Genomic DNA, 22,530 nt, shown 5'->3' with positions numbered 1-22,530 from the left:
ACTACCAACGTATCTTGTTTTGCAGGAAACAATGGAAGTGTAACAGTAACGGCTACCGGTGGAACTTCGCCTTATACTATTTTATGGTCTAATGGTGGCACAACCTTTACCGCTAACAATTTTGCAGCAGGTACTTATACCGCAGTGGTAACCGATGCTAATGGATGTACTTCCAACGTAAGTGTAACCATCACGCAACCGACAACAGCTTTAGCTTCTTCTAATACTACTACCAACGTATCTTGTTATGCAGGAAACAATGGAAGTGTAACAGTAACCGCTACCGGTGGAACGGCTCCTTATACCATTTTATGGTCGAACGGAAGTACAAGTTTTACGCTTAACAATTTATTAGCCGGAACTTATACAGGAGTGATTACCAGTGCTAACGGATGTACAGCAAACGTAAGTGCTACAGTAACTCAACCGGATACTTTATTATCGAGCACATTTGTTCCAACTAATGCAACTTGTTGTACTGGTGACAATGGAAGCATAGTGGTAACACCAATTGGTGGAACAGCTCCCTATACTATTTTATGGTCAAATGGAAGTACAACAGTGTCAATTGATGCTTTAACCGGTGGAACGTATACTTATGTTCTAACGGATGCTAACGGTTGTACTACTAATGGTTCTGTTGTTATTCTTTCAGTACCGGTTTTAACTACTACTTATGTTGCGACTCCTGCCACTTGTGCAGGTAACAATGCTCAAGTAACCGTTACAGCTACCGGAGGTACATTGCCCTATACTATTTTATGGTCGAATGGAAGTGCTACTTTCACAAACTCTAATTTGGCAACCGGAACTTACACCTACACGGTAACTGATGCTAATGGATGTCAGGTTATCGGATCAGTGAGTATTGTAAACATTCCTGCTTTAGTAGCTACCACTACACAAACCAACGTATCTTGTTTTGCAGGAACCAATGGAAGTGTAACCGCTACCGTAACCGGTGGAACTTCGCCTTATACTATTTTATGGTCTAACGGAAGTACTAGTTTTACGCTAAACAATTTGATAGCCGGAACTTATACAGGGTTAATTACAAGTGCTAACGGATGTACTGCAAACGTATCAGCAACTGTAACGCAATCTACTGCTTTAGTGGCTTCGACTACACAAACCAACGTATCTTGTTTTGCAGGAAACGATGGAAGTGTAACCGCTACTGTAACCGGTGGAACTTCGCCTTATACCATTTTATGGTCCAACGGAAGTACTAGTTTTACGCTTAACAATTTATTAGCCGGAACTTATACAGGGTTAATTACAAGTGCTAACGGATGTACTGCAAACGTAAGTGCTACAGTAACGCAATCTACTGCTTTAGTAGCTTCAACTACACAAACCAACGTATCTTGTTTTGCAGGAAACAATGGAAGTGTAACGGCTACGGTAACTGGTGGAACTTCTCCATATACTATTTTATGGTCAAACGGAAGTACTAGTTTTACGCTAAACAATTTGATAGCCGGAACTTATACAGGGGTAATTACCAGTGCTAACGGATGTACTGCAAACGTATCAGCAACAGTAACGCAATCTACTGCTTTAATGGCTTCGACTACACAAACCAATGTGTCTTGTTTTGCAGGAAACAATGGAAGTGTAACCGCTACTGTAACCGGTGGAACTTCGCCTTATACTATTTTATGGTCTAACGGAAGTACTAGTTTTACGCTAAACAATTTGATAGCCGGAACTTATACGGGAGTAATTACTAGTGCTAACGGATGTACTGCAAACGTATCAGCAACAGTAACGCAACCGACTTCAGCTTTAGCTATCAACATGTCACAAACACCAATTACTACAAGCGGTGGGTTTGGTACAGCTACAGCTACTGTAACCGGTGGAACAGCTCCATATACTTATAGTTGGGATTCAAATCCAATTCAAACTACACAAACAGCTAGTTTGCAAGTAGGTTGGTATGCGGTGACAGTTACCGATTTTAACGGGTGTACTATTACCGGAAACGTAACCTTGTTATTTGGTTATTGTTCGGGTTTTAAAACAATATCTCAAAGTGGATATGAAGCGACTTGTGAAGGAAATAATTCAACTTGTTATTTGACTACTAATTTTGCAACTTCGTTCCCTAATGGAATTGTAATAGGATCAGGTACAAGATATTTGAAATTTACTTCTGCAGAAGCTGTTCGCAATTTCCTACCTTCTAATTCAGCACCAAGAGCATTAAATCAAGGAACAGTTTTAAATCCTTCAAGTAGTGCTTATGATAATGGATTAGCTGCCCAAGTGTTAACAACAAGATTGAATGTGGCCTTCGGTAAAAATGCCGATTTTGCTTCAACAGATGTTTTGCTTGAAGATTTGTTTATTACTTCAGGAACTTTTGAAGGTATGAAAGTTAGTCAAGTATTGACAATTGCTAACATTATTTTAGGTAATGGCAATTCAAAATACAACATGACAGACGTTTATAATACTTTAGTTTCTATTAATGGTAATTACGAAATAGGAGTTGATATGGAATTCCTCAAATGTACCGGAAACAGTACTAGTGAAGAGTTTGTTTCACCAAAAGAATTGGTTACTTACAAAGTGTATCCAAATCCGATTAGAGACAATGCCACTGTAGAATTTGTTTTAAACTATGACTCTAATGTTAGTATTGTTTTATACAATGTTAACGGTCAAAGATTGAGCGAGGTGTTTGCTGGTAATGTTATAGGTGGAAAAAAATACTTAGTAGATTTTAATGCCCAAGGAATGAAATCAGGAGTTTACTTCTTTAAATTTATTGGCGATGCCACTGTTGATACAAAATCAGTAGTTATAGGTCAATAGGTAAACATTCTTAAAATGATTAAAAGCTGTCTGAAAGGACAGCTTTTTTTATTTAAAAACGCCTGAGAAATTCATCCCGGGCGTTTTCACACTATGAAAATTGAATACTTACATTATTTCATTTTTCCATTAACTACTGCAATTACGGCTCCAACAACTGAAGCAATTACAATAGAAACTAAAACATCTACCGCAACCATTTGCCAGTTGATAGTTTCACTGTACATACTGTAAAAGAAATTCATAGAGAGCGACATGAACAACGCAATACCAATGGCTAATTTTATTCCCGGAACGCATTTGCTGATTCCTTCACCTTGATTAAAGATGTAAGACATCATAAAGCCAAAGCACATACAACCCAAGAAAATAAAAGTAATGTTTTCATCTCCTGAACCTTCAGGTTTTGGAAAGAAATCTTTTAAAAGCATCCCATAAAGTAGCCAACCCATTAGAAAATCGGCAATACCACCAACGATACCTCCGACAATAAAATTTTTTACATTCATAATTAATAGTTATTGGTTAATACAATAAAAATATTAATATTATAAGAATGTAATAATTCAACAAGTGTTTAATTATCAACTTTTTAATAAAGGGAATTGTTAATAACGTTATTGGTAATTTTTTAACTTTTTACTTTTTAAATTTACCATGATCAACGTCTTTTAAAAATTGAATTACACCCGGAAAGTAATGTTCTTGGTCATCGTATTGAGAACAATGGCTGCCTTTAGGACAATACAAGAATCGTCCGTTTTGAACTTCATTGGCAATCCATTCCATATGCTTGGGATCCATGGTGTCGTATTGGGCTCCGATAGCTAGAGTAGGCACGGTCAATGTTTTCAATTTTGCCGTGATGTCCCAATCTTTTAAAGTAGCATCTCCGGTAATGCCAAACTCACTCGGACCTTGCATGTAAACATATACCTTAGGATTCAAATGTTTGAAAGCTCTGTTGATGGATTCCGGCCATTGGGCTACCGGTAATCTTAAGATGTGTTCGGTGTAATAATGATTCAGCAACAGTTCCATATATTTCGGATTGCTGTAGTCTTTGTTTTTTTCGAATTCTTTTATTTGAGTGAATACTTTTGGGTCTAATTTCGGTCCGAGGACTTCTTCGGCATACTTATTATAAGCCGGAGCACTCGCCATCATATTGGAAATGATGAGACCTTTTAAGTTTTTCTGGTATTTCAAAGCATATTCCATCGCTAAAATTCCGCCCCAAGATTGTCCTAATAAATAAAAGTTGGTGTTGTCTAATTTCAACGCTTTACGCACTTGTTCCACTTCTTCTACGAAGCGTTCTGTAGTCCAAAGGCGGTTGTCATCAGGTTGGTCGCTGTAGTAAGAACCCAATTGGTCATAATAAATATATTCAATACTTTCTTGTGGAAAATAACCGTCAAAGCTCTCAAAAAACTCATGTGTACCACCAGGACCGCCATGAAGTAAAAGCACTTTTATCTTCGGGTTGTTACCAACTCTTTTGGTCCAAACCTTAAATTCGCCAATAGGAGTAGAGATGGGAATCATTTTGATGCCACCGGTAAATTGGTCGTCTCTTTGTGAAAAATCGAGGTAATTTTCTTTTACAGTATCTACCGCTTTACTTTCCTTACAACCTGAAAATAAAACAATAGTTAACAATATGCTGAGTAATAGTTTTATCTTCATAGTTGAATAATTTAAAATTAGTTATAAATTTTTTGGTACAAGTCTTTGTATTTTTCCATTACAATTTTACGCTTTAACTTGAGCGTAGGCGTAAGGTGACCACCATCAATAGACCAAACATCGGGAGTCAATTCAAAGCGTTTGATTTTTTCCCAGTTGCCGAATTTTTCATTGATGGTTTCTACTTCTTTCTCTATTCGGGCAATAACATCAGGATTAGCGGCTATTTCAGCATGGGTGTTACCAATATTTAAATTTTTTCTTTTGGCCCATTCCTGGATGAAATCAAAACTCGGTTGGATAAAGGCCGCCGGCATTTTTTCGCCATCGCCAATCACCATAATTTGTTCAATGAAAAGAGATTGTTTCATGGCATTTTCAATCAACTGTGGGGCAATGTATTTTCCACCGGAGGTTTTGAACATTTCTTTCTTACGGTCGGTGATTCTCAAGAAGCCGTCTTTGTCTACTTCTCCAATATCACCGGTATGAAAATAACCGTCAATAATTACTTCATCAGTCAATTGTTGGTCTTTGTAGTAGCCCATCATCACATTCGGTCCTTTGCAAAGGATTTCACCGTCGGCAGCAATTTTGACTTCAACATTATTAATCACTCTTCCGACAGTTCCCACTTTAAAGCCTCCATTTCGTTGGTCGTTAACCGAGATTACCGGAGAGGTTTCTGTGAGTCCGTAACCTTCCATCACCGGCATTCCTGCTGCGGCAAATACTCTGATTAAGCGGTGTTGCAAAGCGGCACTACCCGAAACCATTACGTTTAAGTTGCCACCTAAACCTTCTTGCCATTTGCTGAAAATTAATTTTCGAGCTATTTTTAATTGGAACTCATACCACCAACCGTTGGCACCATAAGGTTCGTAACGCAATCCTAAATCGATGGCCCAAAAGAACAGTTTCTTTTTGATGCCCGATAAATCTTCTCCTTTAGCAATGATTTTATCGTATACTTTTTCGAGTAATCTCGGCACCACAGAAAACACGGTTGGTTTTACTTCTTTGATGTTATCAGACAACTTTTCAATCGATTCGGCGAAGTAAATAGAGACCGAATAATATTGGTAGATGTACAAAATCACACGCTCAAAAATGTGGCAAATCGGTAAGAAACTCAAAGCGACACTCGTTCCTTCTTCAAAGGGAATTCGCGGTGAACTGTCGAGCACATTTGAGACGATATTGTTATGCGATAACATAACACCTTTTGGTTTGCCTGTTGTTCCCGAAGTGTAAATTATTGTGGCTAGTTCTTCGGGTTTTACATTGTTTTTTCGGTCTTCAACAACATCTTGGTTGCTTTGGTCTCCGCCTAAATCTAAAAGCGTTTTCCAGTTTTTGCAGCCTGCAATTTCGTTGAAAGAATAAATGTCTTCCAACAAAGGAATTTCATTTTTAACCGAGATTAGCTTTTGATAAACTACTTCATCTGAAACAAAGCAATATTTTGATTCTGAATGGTTTAGTATATAAGCATAATCTTCTGCTGAAATCGTTGGGTAAATCGGCACGGTTTGGGCACCAATTTGCAAAACACCCACATCCATGATGTTCCATTCGGTTCTGTTATTGGAAGAAATTATGGCAATCTTGTCATTTTTTTGAATATTCAATCGCAATAAAGCTCTTGAAATAGTATTGGCTTTATCGATATATTCCTGCGTAGAAGTGGAAACCCATTGGCCATCGTATTTGGTCACGAGACAATGAGGCATATTGTTCTTTTCGAGTTGGTAGTAAGCAAAATCAAAAAGTCGGGTTATTTTAGTCATTTGGTCATTAATTTAATGCAAATTAAGGATTATTGTTATTAATCACAATATTAATTTAAAATATAGCGGCTCCTACTATTGAATTCTGTAGTTTTGCATCGTTTGAACTTTTTACCGCATGAAAAAATTCCCCAGAATAGCCGAATACAAAGTAATGACCTATAGATTATTACTGGCTTATGTCTTTTATTTTATCGCCCGAATCTTGTTTTATGTTTACAATCAAAGTTTGATAGAAGTAAACAGTATAATCGACTTTTTAAAACTTTGCTATCACGGTTTGGCGTTTGACACGACCACGATTTTGTATACCAATGCTTTGTTTATCATAGTATCCGTTTTTCCGGTGATTATCAATACTAAAAAGGCTTACCAGAAAGTATTGTTTTATTTGTATTTTACCACCAATTTATTGATGTATTCGGCTAATTTCGTTGACTTTATTTACTATCGTTATACCTTCAGCCGTAGCACCAGAGCTTCTTTAGATTCCTTAGAAAATGAGAGCAACAAAATGGCTTTGCTGTTTAATTTTATGTTGAATTTTTGGCATGTATTCCTGCTGTTTTTTGCCTTGGCTTACATTTGGATTTTGCTTTACAAAAAGAGTAAAGTAAAACACGTAACAGAAAAACCAACATTCAAATATTTTGCTTCTTCCATAGCCGGTTTTCTTTTGATTATTACGCTTTGTGTTGGTGGCATCAGAGGCGATTTTAAGAAAAGCACCCGACCAATCAATATGTTGGATGCGAGTAGGTATGTGCAAAATGCCGGTCAAGCCGACGTGGTTTTGAATACGCCTTTTGCCATCATTCGAACTTGGAATGCCAATACGTTTAAAAAAGTCAATTTTCTTCCCAAAGCTACGGTTGACAGTTTGTTGGTTCCTATCAAGCAATATAAAAACAACCCTAAGACTAAGCCTAATATTGTGGTGTTTATCTTGGAAAGCTTTGCGCGTGAATACAACGGCGCATTTAATAAAGGCACTAAAATTCCAAATTATGAAGGTTATACGCCATTTGTAGATTCTTTGGCCCAACACAGTTTAATTTTTACCAATGCTTATGCCAATGGTTGGAAGTCAATTCACGGCATGTCATCAGTTATTGCCGGTATACCATCGTTTAAAGACGCTTTTACTTCTTCGCCATATCCGAAACAAAAGATTGAATCACTGGTTTCTACTTTGGAGAACGAAGGTTACAATACTTCCTTTTTTCACGGCGCACCTAACGGTTCAATGGGATTCTTAGGTTTTTCTAATATTTTGGGTTACGACCATTATTATGGTAAAAACGAGTACAATAACGATGCTGACTTTGACGGCGTTTGGGGTATTTGGGATGAACCGTTTTTCCAATTTTTTAATAAAACGTTGACACAGAAAAAAGAACCGTTCATGGCTACTTTGTTTTCGGTTTCTTCACACCAACCTTATAAAGTACCGGAAAAGTTCGAAGGTAAGTTTCCTAAGGGAAAAGTCAATATCAACCAATGTATTGGCTATACCGATTACGCTTTGAAGCGTTTCTTCGCCGAAGCCAAAAAACAGTCGTGGTATAACAACACCATCTTTGTTTTGGTCGCCGACCATGGGAATACCATTGCCTACGATGAGTATAAAAAAGAATTCAACAAACATACGGTTCCAATATTGTTTTTTACGCCAAGTGGTAAATATGTTGGTGTGAATAACGATTGGGCACAACAAATCGATATTTATCCAACTTTATTAGACATGATTGGTTACGAAAAGCCTTTTAGGAGTTGGGGCAGAAGCTTAATCAGTGACAAACAAGTTGCTCCTTTTGTAGTGAAGCACAGTGCTAATGTGTACCAATTTATGAGCGGTAACTATATCTGTACCTTTGATGACAAGAAAGCTATTGGATTTTATGATAAAAATGACAAAGGCATGAAGAAGAACCTAATTGGTCAACGAAATGCCGAAATGGATGCTTTAGAGTTAAGGTGTAAAGCGTTCATTCAAGACTATATGGAAAGAGTAGTAGATAAGCGATTGACAACAGTTAAATAAACAAAAAAGAATTGCCGAATGTCCACTGGACATTTATTTCATACTGTTCGACCTATGGTCTCGGGTCTCCTCTTAATATCAAATATTCAAGACTATATGGAAAGAGTAGTAGATAAGCGATTGACAACGGTGAAGTAATTTTTCTCCAGAATTGTCATTTCGACGAAGGAGAAATCACATAAACTTAAGCACAACCACCAAGACAATGTGATTTCTCCCTTTGGTCGAAATGACAGAAGACAATAAAAAAAGCGACTTTTCAGTCGCTTTTTTTTATAATTTGTAATTCGTAATTCTTTACAACTTATGCATATTCTCCGCCAAAGTCTCGATAAACTTCGAAATCGGGCCTTTGATCATCATGGCCATCATCGGGTTGAAATCGCCTTCAAATTGTAACTGAACGCCTGTAGAGCTTTCAGAAACACCATCAAGATTAGCGGTTAAAGTAAACGGTAATTTATCGCTGGCAGCGGCCAGATTTACTTTAGAATGCGGTACACCTTCTTTTAACCGCAATTTGATTTCGGGCATGCCTTTTAAACCAAAATTGAAAATATCGTCGCCCAATACTTCAAACTTAGCAATGTTTTCCGGCATTAGTTTCTCGAAGTTTTTCACATCGGATAAGGCGTTGTATAAATATTCGGCTGATTTTGCTACCGTAACTTTTGGGCTTTCAAGGTTCATTTGGTTATTCGGTTATTTGGTTATTTGGTTATTTGGTTATTTGGTTATTTGGTTATTTGGTTATTTGGTTATTTGGTAATTCGTAATTCCTAATTCCTTTAAACGTTCCACGTAGAAGGACTTTTACGCCATTCTTGTAGTGTTGCCAATTCATTTTCTGAGATATAGTTTTTGGCAACAGCCAAATGTAACAAATGTTCGTAATCGGCTAAAGTATTTAACGTAACGTTGGCATTTTTAAAATTTTCTTGGGCTACATCGAAACCATAAGTGAAGATGGCTACCATACCTTTAACATGTGCGCCGGCTTCTTTTAAAGCTTCTACGGCAAGCAAACTGCTGTTTCCGGTACTGATTAAGTCTTCTACGACTACCACGTTTTGACCGCTTTGTAAAAAGCCTTCTACTTGGTTTTGTCTGCCGTGTTTTTTGGGTTCCGGGCGAACGTATACAAAAGGCAATCCCATGTATTCGGCCACGAGCATACCAATGCCAATGGCTCCGGTGGCTACGCCGGCAATCACGTCGGGTTTACCAAATTCTTTTTCAATATGCTTGGAAAATTCTTCGCGCACAAAATTTCTTATCGCCGGAAACGATAGGATTAATCGGTTGTCGCAGTAAATTGGAGAGTGCCATCCTGAAGCCCATGTAAAAGGATTTTTAGGATTCAATTTAATTGCATTTATTTGTAAAAGCAATTCGGCTGTTTTTTCGGCTGTGTCTTTATTAAAAATCATAGTACAAATGTATAAAGTTTTTGTCAACGATAAACCACTTTTTTTAACCAACGAAGTCGCCAAAGAAACCGATTTTCAGTTGTTTTTATTGGAAAGTGTTGATATTGAGCAAGTCATCATCAAAATGTTCCAGAACAAAATTCAGAAAGCGTATTTGTATTATCCCGATGAAAAGGCCATACTGAAAAAAGTGAAGGAAAAAATTCCCGTTTGCAAAGCCGGCGGCGGATTGGTTTACAACAAAGCCGGAGACGTTTTGTTCATTTTCAGAAACGGAAAATGGGATTTGCCCAAAGGCGGAATCGAAAAAGGCGAAGAAATTCAAGACACGGCCACCCGTGAAGTAGAGGAAGAAACCGGCGTTGACAATTTAAAAATTACCCACAAACTCCAAAAGACTTATCACGTTTTTAAACGAAACGGTAAGTATAAATTAAAAGTGACGCATTGGTTCGAAATGCGCACCAATTTCGAGGGAACGCCAAAACCCCAAGCCAACGAAGGCATCGAAAAAGTAGCGTGGCTCAACCCCGAGCAAATTAAAGAAGCACTGAAAAATTCGTATGAAAATATCAAATTGTTGTTTGAAGAAGAGAAGCTTTTGAAGTAGTGGTCAGTGTTCAGTTGGCAGTAAAAGTTTAACCACAAAAGCATCAAAAGGGTTCAAAAGTCACAAAAGAGTTCTTTGTGTCTTTATTTTTCTTTGTGTCTATTGTGGTTAAAAAGTATTAATTGGTTTATTGAGTTTTTCCGGGGGAGTTTTTAGCAGTTATTATTCTTTAACCCTGTAAACCGGATACTGCAAATGCGCTTTCTCATAAAGCGGGGAGTTTTTGTAAACCCAATCCAATTGCGCGTCGGGATTTTCGGCAAAGGCTTTGTCTTCTTTTATTTTTTGTGCCAATTGCGCTCTGAGTTCGGGATGTTGCTTTAAGTATTCTGCGGCGGTATCCTCAAACACATAATCGGAATAGCCTTCTTTTTGTTGGAGTATGGTATCAAAGAAATTCCAATTGAAAAAACTGTCCACTGCTTCAGGTTCCAAAGTTTCCAATAAATACTTCACGCCGGCTTGGTTCGTTTGGAACAGGTAATCGCCTTGGCGAAAACGCACTTCATCAACACTTACCGAAACAACGGTATTGCTATGGGGATAATGGTCTTCGTAGGCGGTTTTAGCGGTTTTGTAGTCTTCAATTCGGTAGCGTTCTACTTTGATAATGGTGTCTTGGCGTAACCTTGTATATTCTAATTTGTTTTCTTTCAATAAATCAATCACTTTCCATTGCCCTTGCGGAATGACATAGGCTTTGGGAATGACAATCGCTTTGGTTGGTTTGTACGTTCCGTAAAACGAAATCTCTTTTTGATACGGTTTTTTTCTATCGTAATACAATCGTTGTCCGGTGGTCACTTCACTTTTTTTATAACCGCTTTCGTAACCCAGGAAAGTCATTTTTTCCACCTTACTGCTGTCAATAGTCCATCGGATAGGATAGGAGTGATTTGCTTTGTATTGTTCAAGATTTTGCGCTCTTTTGTTTTTGATGCGCGCCACATTTTTATCGGCGTAATTGATGGTCGAAACCATGAAATCATAAGTTACTTTAACCCTTTCGGCATAAGGTTTCAGCATGTGGGTTTCTACTACATAGCCTATAGTATTAAAGAGCGATGTATAACCGGTGGCGTATCTAGGCGTATCGCTGAACTGCGCAAAACCATCAGCCGGAGTGCCGTGCCAAACGTTGACATACGGTGTGCTTTCGACTTTCTTTAGTTGTAAATCTTTCACGATAGCCGGAGTCATTTCGGTTTTGACAAATCCGCCTAAATTATTTCCCAATCTTTTGGGTTCGGTCATAATATACGTGAGTTTGTATTGGTAATCGGCACCATTGCTCACGTGATTGTCGATAAAAATATCGGGACAGAAAAAGTGGTGAAACGTTTTGGTGAACGCTAAGGTGTTTTGGGTATCGGCTTTAATAAAATCGCGGTTCAAGTCAAAGTTTCGCGCATTTCCCCTGAAACCGTATGTTTCCGGACCGTTTTGGTTGGCTCTCGAGGTCGAATTTCGGTTGAGCAATCCACCAATATTATACACAGGAATGGCAATAACCACTACATTTTTAGGAACGGTAATTCTCTTTAAGGCCAAATCGCGAAACAATTGCATAGAAGCATCAATTCCATCCGTTTCACCGGCGTGTATTCCGTTATTGATGAGTAGAAAAATTTTCTCCGATTGGGATTGATAATCAAAAGTTTTATCGGTGTCAAAGATTACAACGCTCAGCGGTTCGCCGCTATCGGTTAATCCGAAAGTCTGGGTTTTAATAGTTTCGAAATCAGCATCGAGTTGGTTGTAAAACCGCATGACTTCTGCATAATCGGCCGATTGATTGCCGTTACCTTTTTCAAAATAAGTCGCGTAAGCATCATTTTTTTGAGCAAAAGAGGTCAACGAAAGGATTAAAAAAAGCCAAAGTACTTTCATTACTTTTCTTTTTTAACCACTACGCTTTCCGGCACCAAAACGGTGTAATCACCACCATTTCTGATGACATCACGAACAATACTCGAGGAAATATAGGAAGTTCTGGAAGCAGTCAGTAAAAAGACCGTTTCTATTTGGGATAGTTTTCTGTTGGTATGGGCAATGGCTTTTTCGAACTCAAAGTCGGCCGGATTTCTCAACCCACGCAAGATAAACTGCGCGTCTAATTTTCGGCACAAATCAATGGTCAAACCTTCATAAGTAATCACCGAAACTCGGGGTTCGTCTTTAAAGGCTTCTTCAATGAATCTTTTTCGTTCTTCCAGAGAGAACATGTATTTTTTATCGGCGTTGATACCAATGGCAACCACTACTTCGTCGAAAAGAGAAACACCTCTTTTGATAATATCATGATGTCCCAACGTTATGGGATCAAATGAACCGGGGAAAACTGCTTTTCTTTTCATGACTGTATTATTATTAGATTCGGATTCAAAGTTCAAAGTTAAACAACCTTAAACCTTAAATATTATTTATTTAAAGCCAATTCCAAAGCGTTCGTAAACAAGTCGGTCAATGAAATCCCGGCTTCTTTGGCTTGTTGCGGGATCAAACTTTCGGTGGTTAATCCCGGAATGGTGTTCATTTCCAACATATGGGGTTCGCCGTCTACGATGATAAACTCACTGCGGGAGAAGCCGCTCATTTTCAATACTTCGTAGGCTTTTTTGGCCACAGCCGAAACCTTCTCGGTCATTTCGGGTGAAATTCGGGCCGGAGTGATTTCCTGTGATTTCCCTAAATATTTGGCTTCATAATCAAAGAAATCATTCTCGGAAACAATTTCGGTAATGGGCAAAACCGTTACCTTTCCTTTATAATTGATGACTCCAACCGAAACTTCGGTTCCGTCTAAGAAACTCTCGATGATGATTTCGTTGTCTTCTTTATATGCGGTATCAATGGCCGGTAGAAATTCTTCTTTCGACTTTACTTTGGAAATCCCAAAACTCGACCCCGATTTATTGGGTTTGACAAAACAAGGTAAGCCAACCGTTTTTAAAATCGCTTCTTCGTCAATGGCATCGCCTTGATTTAAGTAATAGGAAGTCGCTGTTTTAATACCATAAGGTTTCAAGACCGACAATAAATCACGTTTGTTAAAAGTCAAAGCCGCTTGGTAATAATCGCAAGAACTTTGCGGAATGCCCAATAATTCAAAGTAAGCTTGCATCAAACCGTCTTCACCAGGTGTGCCGTGAATGGCATTGAATACTACATCAAAATTGATTTTTTCACCGTTTACAGTAGTAGAAAAGTCATTTCGGTCAATGGGGAATTCGTTGTCGTTGGCATCTACATAAACCCATTTTTCTTTTAAGATATGAATGCGATAGCCTTGGTATTTATTTTGGTCTAAAAATTGATAAACCACATTGCCGCTTTTAAGTGATATTTGATATTCGCTTGAATATCCGCCCATGATGATGGCTACTTTTTTCATTAGTAGATGGAGTTAGGTTGGTGTTTTAGTGATAACAAAATTATCATTTTTTTTCAAACCATATACCTTTATGTTTTTTATATCTTTGCTCAAATAAAATTTGTCTATGAGTTTACGCCAATATTTAACCAGTCGGGTCTTTTTTGCCCAAATGATTGCCGCCATGGCCATTTTTGCGATTATCGCTTATTTGTTTTTCCACTGGATTACCTACACGACTAATCACGGTCAGGAAATCACTGTACCCGATTTGGGTAAACTATCAGTAGAACAAGCAGAAGAGAAATTGGATGCCCTTGATTTAGACTATATTATTTTGGATACGGTTGATTTCAGACCGGAGTTTCCTAAGTTGACTATTGTTGAGCAAGAGCCCAGAGCAGGAGCAAAGGTGAAAGAAGGCAGAAAGATTTATATTAAAATCAATGCTTCTAAATATACTATGGTTGTTGTTCCCGACTTGATTGAGAAGACGTATCGCCAAGCCGTTCCGACTTTGGAAGCGGTTGGGTTAAAAGAAGGAACCATTACTTATAAACCTTATTTAGGAAAAGATATGGTTTTGGAAGTTCGAATGAATGGTAAAAAACTAAAAGCCGGTGATAAAGTATTGAAATCTTCCAAAATCGACTTGGTTTTAGGAGACGGAAAAGTAGGTTTTGTTGAAATCGATTCGACAGAAATTGACTCAATGGAAATTCCTTTAGGTAATGAATAATTCAAACGATGTTACCGATTTAGAAGAGGAATTGTTCGAACACCACCGATTTGTTTCTCCTAAAGGACAATCGCTGTTGCGTGTAGACAAGTTTTTGATGCAATTGATTGAAAATGCCACCCGAAACAAAATACAAAATGCCGCTGAAAAGGGCAATATTTGGGTGAATGATGTACCGGTAAAATCCAATTACCGAGTGAAGCCTTTTGATGTGGTTCGCGTAATGCTGGAACATCCGCCATTTCAAAACCACATTATCCCCGAAGATATTCCTTTGGATATAGTGTATGAAGACGATGCTTTGTTGGTCATCAATAAACCGCCCGGATTGGTAGTACATCCCGGACACGGCAATTACACGGGAACTTTGGTCAATGCTTTGGCCTTTCACTTTGATAATTTACCGATGAATTCCAGCGAACGACCGGGATTGGTTCATCGAATTGATAAAAATACTTCCGGACTTTTGGTAGTTGCCAAGACTGAAGCTGCGATGACCCATTTGGCCAAACAATTTGAAGACAAAACTTCGGAGCGTGAATACATCGCATTGGTTTGGGGCAATGTTAAAGAAGACGAAGGGACGATTGAAGGCAACATTGCCAGACATCTCAAAGACCGTATGCAAATGGCTGTTTTTCCTGAAGGCGATGTCGGCAAACACGCAGTGACACATTATAAAGTTTTAGAACGATTTGGTTACGTGACTTTGGTTTCCTGTAAATTGGAAACGGGTAGAACGCACCAAATTCGTGTTCATATGAAATATATCGGTCACACTTTATTCAATGATGCACGATATGGTGGCGATTTGATTTTAAAAGGAACCACTTTTACAAAATACAAACAGTTTATTGACAACTGTTTTAAAACCTTACCAAGACAAGCGCTGCACGCCAAAACCTTAGGTTTTGAACATCCTACAACCAAAGAATTCATGCGTTTCGACACGGAGTTGCCTTTAGATATGCAGGAGTGTATTGAAAAATGGCGCAACTACGCTAAGTCACATTCAGAAGTTAACGAAGAAGACGCGAGTTAGTAGAAAGAACGGTATGACGCAAATAGCAATAAATAAAAAGTCCCGAATTATCGGGACTTTTTTATGTTATAAATCATCTTCAATAGGCTTCTCAGCCATAAAGACGTAGTAGATTCCGACCAAGATAAAAGGAATACTCAACCATTGTCCGGTGCTCAAGAGTCCGAAACTTTCTTCAATACCGCCTTGACTTTCCTTTACATATTCAACCACAAATCTGACTGACCAAAGTAGGATTAGGAAATACCCAAACAGTAAGCCTTGTTTTTCAGCGGTTTTGGTTTTCCAATACAAAAAGAAAAGGATTAAAAACACAAATACATACAAACCGGCTTCATACAATTGGGTCGGATGCTTGGCAGGAACTTTACCCAAAAGTGCTGCATACTGCGGATCACTGACTAAAGCGTTATAAGCGTCGTTTACATTGTTGATTTTGGTAGCGTTGACCACATCTTTAGAGGAATAATAATCTCTGACAAATCGGATTCCGAAAGGAGAATCAGTGATTTTACCCACTATCTCTGAATTGAAAAAGTTTCCGATTCGCACAAAAACAGCACCACAGGCTACCGGAATAACCACTCTGTCTAAAACCCACAGTATAGGTCTTTTGATGACTTTTTTACTGTAAAAATACATGGTAATGATAATGGCAATAGCAGCACCATGACTGGCCAAGCCTCTAAAACCTGTGAATTCAAATTCGGGTTCAAATTTAAACGGTAGTAAAATTTCTGAAGGATTATTTCTGAAATATTCCCAATCGTAAAAGAACACCTGACCCAATCTGGCACCTAATAAAGTGGCAATTACGGTCCATATAAACAAAGTGTCTAATTTTTCGATGGTTTCATTTTCTCTGTTGTAGATATGCTTCATGATGTACCATCCTAAACCAAAAGCAATTACAAACATTAAGCTGTAATAACGAACAGTAAAGAAGCCGAGATCAATACCTTCTGATGGGTTCCAAATCATAATCGGGGAATTTTTTGGGGTTATGTTAAAGGGTAAAAATAGTGAATTGTTTGGAACTGAAAAAAAATTAACCTTTTCTTTAGTGAGTACATTTCTTTTCAGGGACTGGATCGTAACCGCTTTTTCCCCAAGGATGACAACTTGCAATCCTTTTCACACCCAAATAAAATCCGTAAAATGGACCGTGAATTTTTAATGCTTCAATGAAATAGCTTGAGCATGTTGGCTGAAACCTACAACTCGACGGCATTAAAGGAGATAAAACAATCTTGTAAAAGTAGATGAGCAATAGAAGCGGCGCTATTACAATTTTCTTCAACATTTTATTGAATGGTAAAACTGGTTCCTTCTTTTCCGTCTTTTAATTGAATGCCTAAGGCCAACAACTGGTCACGGATTTGGTCAGAAAGGGCAAAGTTTTTATTGGCACGAGCTTCCAAACGCATGGAAATTAACATTTCTACCACGCCTTCTAACTTGTCTGAATTATTAGCCACCAACTTTTCATTTCTGATGCCTAAAACATCAAAAACAAAAGTGTTCAAGGTTTCTGATAACAATTTTAAGTCTTCAGCAGTCAAGGTTTCTTTTCCGTCATTGACCAAATTGACAAACTTAATCCCTTCAAATAAATTGGCAATTAAAATCGGTGTATTGAAATCATCGTTCATTGCCTCATAACATTGTTGCTTCCAAGCTGCAATATCTAATGAAGATGTTGCATTGGCTTGTAATTCTTTCGCAATGTCTAAGCCTTCCATCAAACGGTTAAACCCTTTTTCAGCCGCTACGATTCCGTCATTGGTAAAATCCAAAATACTGCGGTAATGTGCTTGCATCATGAAGAAACGCGCCACATTAGGGGGAAAAGCTTTGCTCAAAAACGGACTTCCACCGTTGTATATTTCGTCCGGAAGAATATTGTTTCCGGTTGATTTCGACATTTTCTTGCCATTTAGCGTCAACATGTTGGCATGCATCCAATAGTTCACCGGACTGTGACCGGTGCAAGCTTCATTTTGGGCAATTTCACATTCGTGGTGCGGGAATTTCAAATCCATTCCGCCACCGTGAATATCAAACGTTTCGCCTAAATATTTAGTACTCATGGCTGTACATTCCAAATGCCAACCCGGAAAACCAATGCCCCAAGGTGAAGGCCAACGCATGATGTGTTCGGGTTCGGCTTTTTTCCACAATGCAAAATCCTGTGGATTCTTTTTATCGCTTTGCCCGTCGGTATCACGGGTATTGGCTAACATTTCGTCAATATTTCGACCACTTAGTTTGCCGTAGTGATTGGTCTCATTAAACTTTACGACATCAAAGTATACTGAGCCATTAGTCTCATAAGCAAAACCTTTGTCGATAATTTGTTTTACAATTTCAATTTGTTCAATAATATGTCCGGTAGCCGTAGGTTCAATGCTAGGTGGTAAAAAATTGAACTGGTTCAGAACATCATGAAAATCAACGGTATAACGTTGTACGATTTCCATGGGTTCCAATTGTTCAACACGTGCTTTCTTGGCAATTTTATCTTCACCATCATCTACATCATCTACAATATGGCCTACATCGGTAATGTTACGCACATAGCGCACTTTATAGCCCAAGTGTAACAAGTATCTGAAAATCATATCAAACGACATGAATGTTCGAACATTGCCCAAATGTACATTGCTGTAAACCGTTGGTCCGCAAACATACATCCCGACATTGCCGGCGTGTACCGGTTTGAAAAGTTCCTTATCTCCCGAGAGAGAGTTGTATATTTTTAGAGAATGGTTTTTATAAAGTTGCATTTTTTTTTGGAGCTATTTCCCGCTTTCCGCGCTACATGGTAGCCAGCTGCAATCGGGGCTATTAAAATTTAGTTTCTAATCGAATATAATCTAAGAACTCACGTTTGGTTAATTCATCACTGAATTTACCGCCGAACTCTGAAGTAACGGTGCTGCTTTCAATATCGCGAATACCTCTTGAATTCACGCACAAATGTTTGGCATCAATCACGCAAGCTACATCTTCGGTACCTAAAACTCTTTGTAATTCCTGTACAATTTGCATTGTCAAACGTTCTTGTACTTGAGGTCTTTTGGCAAAATAATCAACAATACGGTTCATTTTGGAAAGGCCTACCACAGTACCATTAGATATGTAAGCTACATGAGCACGACCAACGATAGGAAGTAAGTGGTGTTCACAAGTAGAATACACCGTGATGTTTTTTTCTACCAGCATTTCACCGTATTTATAGTTGTTTTTGAAAGTAGACGAGCTCGGTTTTTTATTGGGATTCAAACCACCAAATATTTCTTTGACAAACATTTTAGCCACACGATTTGGAGTCCCTTTTAAACTGTCATCAGTCAAATCCATCCCAAGGGTAGTCAGTATGTTTTCAACATCTTTTTTGATTAATTCTATTTTTTGATCATCCGGTAAATCAAAGGCATCATTTCTCACCGGATTTTGGGCACTGGTAGCTATATGATTTTCACCTAAATCGTCGTTAATCATTTCATTTTTTGTCATTAAATACGCTGTTAATTTGGGTTAAAAATTGAAGGCACAAAGATAAATAATTATAATTAATTTGTAGCCAATAGTGTTAATATTTGAAAATATTTCACTTTTAACACAATTATTTCTTAAAATTATGTAAATTTCGCTCCTAAAAAATAGTCGTCAGTAATGAAAAAAAATTACATCTACCTGCTGCTAATAAGCTTATTTTCAATTAGTACTGCTTTTTCACAAGGAGCAACTTGTGCCGCCTCCGATGCCTTTTGTGCCGGTGGTGCGGGACTAACTTTTCAAAACTCCACAGGAACCACCACTCAAACCGGAATCAACTATGAGTGTTTGGGGTCTCAACCCAATCCGGCTTGGTTTTTCATGCAAATTAGTCAGGCAGGAAATTTGAACTTCTTAATTTCCCAAACTTCTAATGCAGGGAATCCGATTGACGTGGATTTCATCGTTTGGGGACCCTTCCCGGGACCAATAGATCCAACTTTGCCTTTTCCGTATTGTGGTCCAACAAACCTCAATCCGACATCAAGTGTTGATTGTAGTTTTTCTGCAGCGGCTGTTGAAAATTTTGACTTAATCAATGCTCAAGTAGGACAGATATACGTTGTTTTATTGACCAACTACAGTGGTCAAGCCGGTCAAATTTCCTTGACGCAAACCGGTGGTAACGGTGCTACAGATTGTAACATTGTTTGTCCACTCTCTTTACAAGATCAAGTTATTTGTGTTGGCGGGCAAGCCATATTGACGGCTACTATTGATGGTGCAACTACCTATCAATGGTCTGGTCCAAGCGGACCAATTGCCGGTAATGTTCAATCCATTGTAGTAACGCAACCGGGAACTTATACTGTTGTAGTTAACAAACCCGGATGTGTAGCCAATGCAACTACAAGTGCAACGGTTTCTTATTACGCTCCACCGGCAATCAATTCACCGGCAAATTTGACGCAATGTGCTAACTTGCCGACATTCAATTTAAATGATGCAACAGCTAATATATTCAATGGCACCGGACTTAATCCCGGAGATTTTGAATTGTCTATACACGATTCGGCGGCGAATGCGCAAGACATTATCAATCCTATAAATAACACTTCCACTTATCCCGGTCCGGCCGGAGGAGCAGGTGCTTGTACAACTCTATATCTTTCTGTAACCGATAATGGACCAACATCCAGTGGATGTGTATCTGTTTTCCCTTTTACAATCTGTTATGAGACATGTTCAGTTGACCCTGAACAACCTGATAATTTGACATTGTGTGAAAGTAGTTTTGGTAGTGGTACGGCCGTATTCAATTTTGTTCCTCAAACGCCAGTTGTTTTAGGAACAAATTCTCCGGCAGATTTTACTGTTACTTATCATTTATCACAAAATGATGCCGATTTAGATCAGGCTGCCATTAGCCCTATTAATGCTTTTACCGGAACTAACGGACAAATAATTTATGTTAGAATGGAGGAGAATGCGAATCCATTGACTTTTGGAACTACCTCTTTCCAATTATTTGTTAATCCACTGCCGACCGCTACTATATCAGGGACGGCTACTATATGTTCCGGAACTAATACAGTAATTACTTTTAACGGTACACCAAATGCTCAAGTAACTTATACGGTAGATGCAGGACCTAATCAGAACATCGTTTTGAACGGCACAGGTACAAATACAGTTACTACACCAAATCTCACAGCTAATTCGACTTATACATTAGTTAGTGTGTTGAATCCGACAACCAACTGTACTCGTAATTTAACAGGTTCTGTGACAGTAACGGTGAGACCATTGCCAACGGCTACAGTTGCAGGTACAACTTCAGTTTGTCAAAATGCAGCAAGTCCGAGTATAACTTTCACAGGAGCCAACGGTACTTCTCCTTACACCTTTACATATGCAATAAATAATGTTGTTCAACCTACAATTACTACTGTAGCGGGCAATAGTGTCACTGTACCGGCGCCAACCGGAACAACCGGAACTTTTGTTTACTCCTTGATTAATGTTCAAAGTTCAGGTACTCCGGCATGTTCACAAAACCAAACAGGTTCAGCGACAATTACTGTTAATCCTTTACCAACCGCAACCATTTCAGGTAGTGTGGCAACATGTTTGGATTTTCCTTCTCCGCAATTAGTATTGACAGGGGCTAACGGTACTGCACCTTATACATTTGTTTATTCCATTAATAATATTCCTCAACCGGCAGTGCAAACCAGTGGAGGTAATTCAGTGATTATTGATGCTCCAACAGATGTTGCCGGTACTTTTACTTATGATTTGATTAGTGTTCAGGACGCTAGTGCCAACACTTGTTCTCAAACACAAGCAGGTTCTGTTGTGATTGCGGTTAATACCGCACCAATCATTAATACCCCTACCGATTATGTGGTTTGTGATGACAGTAACAACAATGATGGTTTTTATTGTAATTTCGATTTGAATACAATAATTAATCAAGTGAATGGAGGTAATCCTAACATTGTAGTTACTTTCCATGAAACGTTGACCAATTCTCAAACCGGAGCCAATCCATTGGCAAGTCCATATTGTAATATAGATCCGGGAATACAAACCATTTATGTAAGAGCTTATAACAACGGTTCTCCGGCTTGTTACAGCAATACTACTTTTAATTTAATTATCAACCCATTACCTTTAGCCAATCCGGTGATTACGGATTACGAGCTTTGTGATTACAACAATCCGGGTGATGGCGTGGAAGTGTTTACCTTAAACACTAAGGATGCTGAAATTGCCAATGGTCAGACCAATGTTACCATTAGTTATTATTTGACGCAAGCCGATGCTCAGACACAGACGAGTCCACTTCCGAATTTGTATACTAACATCAGTAATCCACAAGAGGTTTGGATTAACATCAGCAATAACACTACAGGTTGTAATACTGTAAGTTCGTTTAATTTGGTGGTAAATCCGGTTCCACCGGCGACTACTCCGGAACCTATATTCCAATGTAGTAATGGAGTAACAAATCAGGCCTTATTTGATTTAACAATTAACGAGGGAGTTGTTACTAATGGTAACGTTTCCGGGCTGACTATAACATACTACACTAGTTTATTGGATGCTCAAAATGAAAATAGTGCCAATTCGATACAGGACCCTTTGGCTTATTTAGGTACGGATAATGAGATAGTTTATATTAGAGTAGAGGACAATAACACAGGTTGTTATGCTGTTACAACTCAATTGTTGAGAGTAACTCAAGGGCCGCTTGCGGTTACCCCACAAGCATTACATTATTGTGATCCAAACAATGATGGATTCGGCGTATTTGATTTGCAAAGTGCCAGTATAGAGATTATGGGTGGTTCTGCAGTTGCCGGGGTGTCTGTGAGCTATTACGAAACAGAGACCGATGCTTTGATTGGCGCAGCTCCATCACTAACGAGCCCTTATGACAATATCAATCCATGGACACAAACCATTTACGTTAGAGTGTATTAT

Annotated in this window: 17 protein-coding genes and 1 pseudogene; 6 read left to right on the top strand and 12 right to left on the bottom strand. The window is 38.5% G+C overall.

What is annotated here, in order from left to right; all coding sequences use genetic code 11:
- Positions 1-2,823 (top strand): T9SS type A sorting domain-containing protein (locus HA632_RS05675; RefSeq protein ID WP_176306244.1); only part of this gene is annotated, 2,823 nt, incomplete at its 5' end.
- 113 nt (positions 2,824-2,936) lie between these two features.
- On the opposite strand, the gene HA632_RS05670 is transcribed toward HA632_RS05675, so the two are convergent.
- From HA632_RS05670 to HA632_RS05660, 3 genes are all read right to left on the bottom strand, one after another.
- Complete coding sequence (locus HA632_RS05670; protein ID WP_176306243.1) at positions 2,937-3,332, bottom strand: hypothetical protein; 396 nt, start codon at positions 3,330-3,332, stop codon at positions 2,937-2,939.
- 130 nt (positions 3,333-3,462) lie between these two features.
- Complete coding sequence (locus tag HA632_RS05665; protein ID WP_176306242.1) at positions 3,463-4,512, bottom strand: proline iminopeptidase-family hydrolase; 1,050 nt, start codon at positions 4,510-4,512, stop codon at positions 3,463-3,465.
- Positions 4,513-4,529: 17 nt separating this feature from the next.
- Positions 4,530-6,302: a long-chain fatty acid--CoA ligase gene (locus HA632_RS05660; RefSeq protein WP_176306241.1), complete on the bottom strand. Its 1,773-nt coding sequence runs from the start codon at positions 6,300-6,302 to the stop codon at positions 4,530-4,532.
- Between the two features lie 118 nt (positions 6,303-6,420).
- On the opposite strand from HA632_RS05660, the gene HA632_RS05655 reads away from it, so the two are divergent.
- Positions 6,421-8,346, top strand: coding sequence for an LTA synthase family protein (locus tag HA632_RS05655; RefSeq protein ID WP_176306240.1), 1,926 nt, complete (start codon positions 6,421-6,423; stop codon positions 8,344-8,346).
- A 297-nt stretch (positions 8,347-8,643) separates the two neighbouring features.
- Here HA632_RS05655 and HA632_RS05650 read toward each other — a convergent pair whose 3' ends face one another.
- Together HA632_RS05650 and pyrE are read right to left on the bottom strand one after the other, a co-directional pair.
- A complete protein-coding gene (locus HA632_RS05650) occupies positions 8,644-9,036 on the bottom strand; it encodes an SRPBCC family protein (protein ID WP_176306239.1) in 393 nt (130 codons plus the stop codon).
- A 98-nt stretch (positions 9,037-9,134) separates the two neighbouring features.
- A complete protein-coding gene (pyrE, locus tag HA632_RS05645; RefSeq protein WP_176306238.1) occupies positions 9,135-9,776 on the bottom strand; it encodes an orotate phosphoribosyltransferase in 642 nt (213 codons plus the stop codon).
- A 7-nt stretch (positions 9,777-9,783) separates the two neighbouring features.
- Here pyrE and HA632_RS05640 point away from each other — a divergent pair, with 7 nt between their 5' ends.
- Complete coding sequence (locus tag HA632_RS05640; protein ID WP_176306237.1) at positions 9,784-10,386, top strand: NUDIX hydrolase; 603 nt, start codon at positions 9,784-9,786, stop codon at positions 10,384-10,386.
- Between the two features lie 162 nt (positions 10,387-10,548).
- Here HA632_RS05640 and HA632_RS05635 read toward each other — a convergent pair whose 3' ends face one another.
- From HA632_RS05635 to HA632_RS05625, 3 genes are all read right to left on the bottom strand, one after another.
- Positions 10,549-12,276: a M14 family zinc carboxypeptidase gene (locus HA632_RS05635; protein WP_176306236.1), complete on the bottom strand. Its 1,728-nt coding sequence runs from the start codon at positions 12,274-12,276 to the stop codon at positions 10,549-10,551.
- The gene (coaD, locus tag HA632_RS05630; protein ID WP_176306235.1) at positions 12,276-12,743 is read right to left on the bottom strand and encodes a pantetheine-phosphate adenylyltransferase; all 468 of its coding nucleotides are present in this window, start codon (positions 12,741-12,743) and stop codon (positions 12,276-12,278) included. The genes HA632_RS05635 and coaD overlap by 1 nt, the downstream gene beginning before the upstream one ends.
- A gap of 62 nt (positions 12,744-12,805) precedes the next feature.
- On the bottom strand, positions 12,806-13,780 hold the full coding sequence (locus tag HA632_RS05625) for a D-alanine--D-alanine ligase (RefSeq protein ID WP_176306234.1): 975 nt from the start codon (positions 13,778-13,780) through the stop codon (positions 12,806-12,808).
- 106 nt (positions 13,781-13,886) lie between these two features.
- Between HA632_RS05625 and HA632_RS05620 the strand changes: the two genes are divergently transcribed.
- Both HA632_RS05620 and HA632_RS05615 read left to right on the top strand, forming a co-directional pair.
- Positions 13,887-14,498 carry a PASTA domain-containing protein gene (locus HA632_RS05620; RefSeq protein ID WP_176306233.1) on the top strand — a complete coding sequence of 204 codons (612 nt, stop codon included), beginning with the start codon at positions 13,887-13,889 and terminating at the stop codon, positions 14,496-14,498.
- Complete coding sequence (locus tag HA632_RS05615; RefSeq protein ID WP_176306232.1) at positions 14,491-15,540, top strand: RluA family pseudouridine synthase; 1,050 nt, start codon at positions 14,491-14,493, stop codon at positions 15,538-15,540. Before HA632_RS05620 ends, HA632_RS05615 begins: the two co-directional genes overlap by 8 nt.
- A 66-nt stretch (positions 15,541-15,606) precedes the next feature.
- Here HA632_RS05615 and lgt read toward each other — a convergent pair whose 3' ends face one another.
- From lgt to folE, 4 genes are all read right to left on the bottom strand, one after another.
- Positions 15,607-16,521 (bottom strand): prolipoprotein diacylglyceryl transferase, encoded by a 915-nt coding sequence (lgt, locus tag HA632_RS05610; protein WP_176306231.1) that lies wholly within the window; start codon positions 16,519-16,521, stop codon positions 15,607-15,609.
- A 79-nt stretch (positions 16,522-16,600) separates the two neighbouring features.
- A complete protein-coding gene (gene yidD, locus HA632_RS05605; protein WP_176306230.1) occupies positions 16,601-16,843 on the bottom strand; it encodes a membrane protein insertion efficiency factor YidD in 243 nt (80 codons plus the stop codon).
- Between the two features lies 1 nt (position 16,844).
- Positions 16,845-18,326: a cysteine--tRNA ligase gene (gene cysS, locus HA632_RS05600; RefSeq protein WP_176306229.1), complete on the bottom strand. Its 1,482-nt coding sequence runs from the start codon at positions 18,324-18,326 to the stop codon at positions 16,845-16,847.
- Positions 18,327-18,387: 61 nt separating this feature from the next.
- Positions 18,388-19,059 carry a GTP cyclohydrolase I FolE gene (gene folE / locus HA632_RS05595; protein ID WP_176306228.1) on the bottom strand — a complete coding sequence of 224 codons (672 nt, stop codon included), beginning with the start codon at positions 19,057-19,059 and terminating at the stop codon, positions 18,388-18,390.
- Between the two features lie 159 nt (positions 19,060-19,218).
- Here folE and HA632_RS05590 point away from each other — a divergent pair.
- A pseudogene (locus HA632_RS05590) lies at positions 19,219-22,530 on the top strand (hypothetical protein); the annotation flags it as partial.

This window comes from Flavobacterium sp. J49 (assembly GCF_011742145.1).
Classification (GTDB): domain Bacteria; phylum Bacteroidota; class Bacteroidia; order Flavobacteriales; family Flavobacteriaceae; genus Flavobacterium.
Note: the sequence above shows the minus strand (reverse complement) of the source record. Positions and strands in the feature narration are given on the sequence as shown.